Raw genomic sequence first — 4,249 nt, 5'->3', positions numbered from 1 at the left:
CGCTGGCCGACGGCTACTTCGCCGCGCTCGACATGATCAAGGCCGACCCGAAGAAGAGCTTCGAGATCATGGGCGCCGACGTGAAGCAGAGCGGCGAGGCCTTCGAGAAGAGCCAGGCCTACCTGCGCTGGCAGGACCGTGCAGCCAACCAGAAGTTCTTCGCTGGCGAGCATGCGCAGTTCAGCAAGGAAGCGGCCGACCTGCTGCTGGAGATCGGCATCATCAAGCAGATCCCCGACCTGAAGGCGCTGGCCGACACCCAGTTCATCAAGTAAGCCCCCTTCCCGCCTTGAAGCCGCTTCGCGATGTATCGCCCGGGGCCCGCACGGCCCTGGGCGTCAGCTTCTTCGTGCTGTTCTTCGCCGTCTGGGCCGCCGCCACCTTCGGCGGCTACGTGTCGAAGACCTTCCTCGCCGACCCGCTGACGATGCTGAAGTCGGGCTGGACGCTGCTGGCCGAGCAGGGCTTCGCCACCGACATCGGCTACACGGTGTGGCGCGTGGTCGGCGGTTTCGTGCTGGCGGCCATCGTCGCCGTGCCGCTGGGCGTGGCGATGGGTGCCTACAAGCCGATCGAGGCCTTCTTCGAGCCCTTCGTCTCCTTCGCGCGCTACCTGCCGGCCTCGGCGTTCATCCCGCTGCTCATCCTGTGGGCGGGCATCGGCGAGGCGCAGAAGCTCGCGGTGATCTTCATCGGCTCGTTCTTTCAACTGGTGTTGATGATCGCGGTGACGGTGGGTGCGACCAGGCGCGACCTGGTGGAAGCCGCCTACACGCTGGGCGCCAACGACTGGGGCATCGTGCGGCGCGTGCTGATCCCGGCGGCGGCGCCGCAGGTGGCCGAGACGCTGCGCCTGGTGCTCGGCTGGGCCTGGACCTACGTGATCGTCGCCGAACTGATCGGCGCCTCGCACGGCATCGGCCACATGATCACCGACAGCCAGGCGCTGCTGGCCACCGACCAGATCATCTTCGGCATCATCACGATCGGCGTGATCGGGCTCGTCTCCGACCTCGCCTTCAAGCGCGCCAACCGCGCGCTGTTCCGCTGGGCCTCGCTGTGAGCCGACCATGAGCCGATTGAGCATCCGCGGCGTCGGCCGCACCTTCCCCGGCGTGAACGGCGGCGCGCCGACGCTGGCGCTGCAGCCCACCGACCTCGAGGTGGCCGACAACGACTTCATCACCGTGCTCGGCCCCTCGGGCTGCGGCAAGTCGACGCTGCTGCGCATCGTCGCCGGGCTGGACGAACCCACGCAGGGCGAGGTGCTGCTCGATGGCCAGCCGGTGCGCGGCCCGGGCGCCGAGCGCGGCATGGTGTTCCAGAGCTACACGCTGTTCCCCTGGCTGACGGTGCACCAGAACATCTGCTTCGGCCTGCGCGAGAAGGGCATGGCGCTGCCGCAGCAGGCCGAGATCGCCGCGCGTTTCATCGCCGAGGTCGGCCTCAAGGGCTTCGAGAACCACTTTCCCAAGCAGCTCTCCGGCGGCATGCAGCAGCGCGTGGCGCTGGCCCGCGCGCTGGCCAACGACCCGAAGATCCTGCTGCTCGACGAGCCCTTCGGCGCACTGGACAACCAGACTCGCGCGCTGATGCAGGAGCTGCTGTTGTCGATCTGGGAGCAGCACAAGAAGACGGTGCTGTTCGTCACCCACGACGTCGACGAGGCGATCTTCATGGCCAACCGCTGCGTGGTGTTCAGCGCACGGCCCGGGCGCATCAAGAACGAGCTGGGGATCGACCTGCCCTACCCGCGCCACTACACGGTGAAGACCACGCCGCGCTTCTCGGAGCTGAAGGCGGTGGTCACCGAGGACATCCGGGCGGAGAGCCTCAAGACCGCCCAGATGGAGCACTGATCAGAGCGTGGCGCCTTCTTCCACCAGGGCCGTGGCTTGGGCAATGTCCGGTGCCATCAGCCGATCCTCCGCCAGGCGCGGCACCTTCGCGCGCAGCCGCGCATGAAGCGCCTCGATTGCCGGCGACGAGCGCAGCGGGCGGTGGAAATCCAGCGCCTGGGCCGAGGCCAGCCACTCGATGCCGACGATGCCGGCGGTGTTGTCGAGCATCTGGTGCAGGCGCCGTGCCGCGTAGGTGGCCATCGAGACGTGGTCTTCCTGGTTGGCCGAGGTGGGCAGGGAGTCGACGCTTGCCGGGTGCGCGAGCGACTTGTTCTCCGAGGCCAGTGCCGCCGAGGTCACCTGCGCGATCATGAAGCCGGAGTTCAGCCCGCCGTGCTCGACCAGGAAGGCGGGCAGGTTGGACAGCACCGGGTCCATCAGCATCGCGGTGCGGCGCTCGGACAGCGCGCCGATCTCGGCGATCGCCAGCGCCAGGTTGTCGGCCGCAAAGGCCACCGGCTCGGCGTGGAAGTTGCCGCCGGACAGCGCCTCCATCGTGTCGGCGAAGACCAGCGGGTTGTCGGAGACGCCGTTGGCCTCGGTCAGCAGGATGTCCCAGGCATGCGTCATCTGGTCGAGGCAGGCGCCCATCACCTGCGGCTGGCAGCGCAGGCAGTACGGGTCCTGCACCTTCTCGCAGTGAATGTGCGAGGCGCGCAGCGCACTGTCCTTCAGCCAGGCACGGTAGCGCGCTGCCACCGCGCGCTGGCCCTTCTGGCCGCGCACGGCGTGGATGCGGTCGTCGAAGGGCGTGTCCGAGCCCTTGGCGGCGTCGACCGTCATCGCGCCGACGGCCAGCGAGGCGTCGAACACCTGCTGCAGGCGCAATGCGGCGTGGATCGCCAGCGCGGTCGAGGCCTGCGTGCCGTTGAGCAGCGCCAGGCCCTCCTTGGGGCCGAGCGTCAGCGGCTTCAGGCCGGCATGCGGCAGCGCCTCGAGCGCGCTCACGCGCCGGCCGGCTACGAAGGCTTCGCCCACGCCGATCAGCACGCCGGCCATGTGCGACAGCGGCGCGAGGTCGCCGGAGGCGCCCACCGAGCCCTTCTCTGGCACCACCGGCAGCACGTCGTGGGCGAGCAGCGCCAGCAGCGCCTCGATCACCTCCAGCCGCACGCCCGATACGCCATGCGCCAGGCTCGCCGCCTTGAGCAGCAGCATCAGCCGCACCACCGGCGCGCTCATCGGCTGCCCGATGCCGGCGCTGTGCGACAGCACCAGGTTCTTCTGCAGCTGGGTGAGCTGGTCGTCGGCGATGCGGGTCTGCGCCAGCTTGCCGAAGCCGGTGTTGATGCCATACACCGGTTCGTGGCGCGACACCAGCGTGCGCACGCAGTCCACGCTGGCCTGGATGCCGGCCTTCGCCGATGCCGCTACGGCCAGCTTCAGCGGGCCGGCCGCCGCGCGGGACAGCAGGGCCTGGTCGAGCCCGCCCGGGGTGATGAAGGTGGTGTCCATCGTCGCGCTCCGCAAAGTGGTCTAGACAACTTTAGCATGCTCACGGGAAGAAGGAAACCATGACGCCGCCTGCCGCGCCCCGCCGCCTGCCCTCGGAGGACATCAAGGCCTCGATTCGCCAGCGCATCGCCGAGGGCGGCTGGCAACCCGGCATGAAGCTGCCCTCCGAGCGCGAGCTGGTGCAGCAGTTCGGCTGCGCGCGCATGACGGTGCACCACGCGCTGCGCGAGCTGGAGGACGAGGGCCTGATCGAGCGCCGCCAGGGTTCTGGTTCGTATGTGGCGCAGCTGCACCCGATCTCCAACGTGCTGCAGGTGCGCGACATCCACGAGGAGATCGCCGAACGCGGGCACGTGCACGTCACCCGCGTTCTCGCGGTGGAAAGGCTCAAGGCCTCGCCCGACGTCGCCGCCGCGATGCGGCTGCGCAAGGGCAGCACGGTGTTCCACGTGCGGCTGGTGCACGTGGAGAACGGCGTGCCGATCCAGCTGGAAGACCGGCACGTGAACCCGGCGCTCGCCCCCGGCTTCATGGAGCGCGACTTCACGCAGGTGACGCCTTCGGCCGTGCTGTTCGAGCACGCGCCGCTGACCGAGGCCGAGCAGGTGGTCGAGGCGGTGCTGGCCGATGCCGAGCAGGCGCGCGCGCTCGACGTGCCGGCCGGCTCGGCGCTGCTGATGGTTTCGCGCCGCACGGTGTCGCAGGGCGCCGTGGCCTCGGTGGCGCGCCTGTACCATCCCGGCACCCGCTACCGCCTGATCGGGCATTTCTCCGTCTGATCGTCTCCATGACCACCGACCTCACCGACGCCGAGTTCCAGGAGCTCGACGAGCTGCTGGCCCAGACGCCCGAACCCTTCGAGCCGCTCGACGCGGTGATGCTCGACGGCTACC

General features: G+C 69.3%; 4 protein-coding genes and 1 pseudogene. 4 read left to right on the top strand and 1 reads right to left on the bottom strand.

All coding sequences use genetic code 11. From position 1 onward, the window contains the following. The 3 genes and pseudogenes from AB7U92_RS08780 to AB7U92_RS08770 form a co-directional block, all read left to right on the top strand. Positions 1–275 (top strand): annotated as a pseudogene (locus tag AB7U92_RS08780) (ABC transporter substrate-binding protein); the annotation flags it as partial. Between the two features lie 14 nt (positions 276–289). Then, a complete protein-coding gene (locus AB7U92_RS08775; RefSeq protein ID WP_428575805.1) occupies positions 290–1,063 on the top strand; it encodes an ABC transporter permease in 774 nt (257 codons plus the stop codon). A gap of 7 nt (positions 1,064–1,070) precedes the next feature. Continuing rightward, positions 1,071–1,859, top strand: a complete 789-nt coding sequence (locus tag AB7U92_RS08770; RefSeq protein WP_428575804.1) for an ABC transporter ATP-binding protein — start codon at positions 1,071–1,073, stop codon at positions 1,857–1,859. Here the strand turns inward: AB7U92_RS08770 and hutH are convergent, their stop codons facing one another. Beyond that, on the bottom strand, positions 1,860–3,356 hold the full coding sequence (gene hutH, locus AB7U92_RS08765; protein ID WP_428575803.1) for a histidine ammonia-lyase: 1,497 nt from the start codon (positions 3,354–3,356) through the stop codon (positions 1,860–1,862). It abuts the gene before it with no gap. A 59-nt stretch (positions 3,357–3,415) separates the two neighbouring features. Between hutH and hutC the strand changes: the two genes are divergently transcribed. After that, positions 3,416–4,135 carry a histidine utilization repressor gene (gene hutC / locus AB7U92_RS08760; protein WP_428575802.1) on the top strand — a complete coding sequence of 240 codons (720 nt, stop codon included), beginning with the start codon at positions 3,416–3,418 and terminating at the stop codon, positions 4,133–4,135. Positions 4,136–4,249 lie beyond the last annotated feature (114 nt).

The organism is Piscinibacter sp. (assembly GCF_050175855.1).
GTDB lineage: Bacteria > Pseudomonadota > Gammaproteobacteria > Burkholderiales > Burkholderiaceae_C > Piscinibacter.
Note: the sequence above shows the minus strand (reverse complement) of the source record. Positions and strands in the feature narration are given on the sequence as shown.

Excerpts from the sequence above, each read along its gene's own strand:
- AB7U92_RS08770 (WP_428575804.1), top strand. The coding sequence starts at position 1,071 with ATGAGCCGATTGAGCATCCGCGGCGTCGGCCGCACCTTCCCCGGCGTG.
- hutH (WP_428575803.1), bottom strand. The coding sequence starts at position 3,356 with ATGGACACCACCTTCATCACCCCGGGCGGGCTCGACCAGGCCCTGCTG.
- hutC (WP_428575802.1), top strand. The coding sequence starts at position 3,416 with ATGACGCCGCCTGCCGCGCCCCGCCGCCTGCCCTCGGAGGACATCAAG.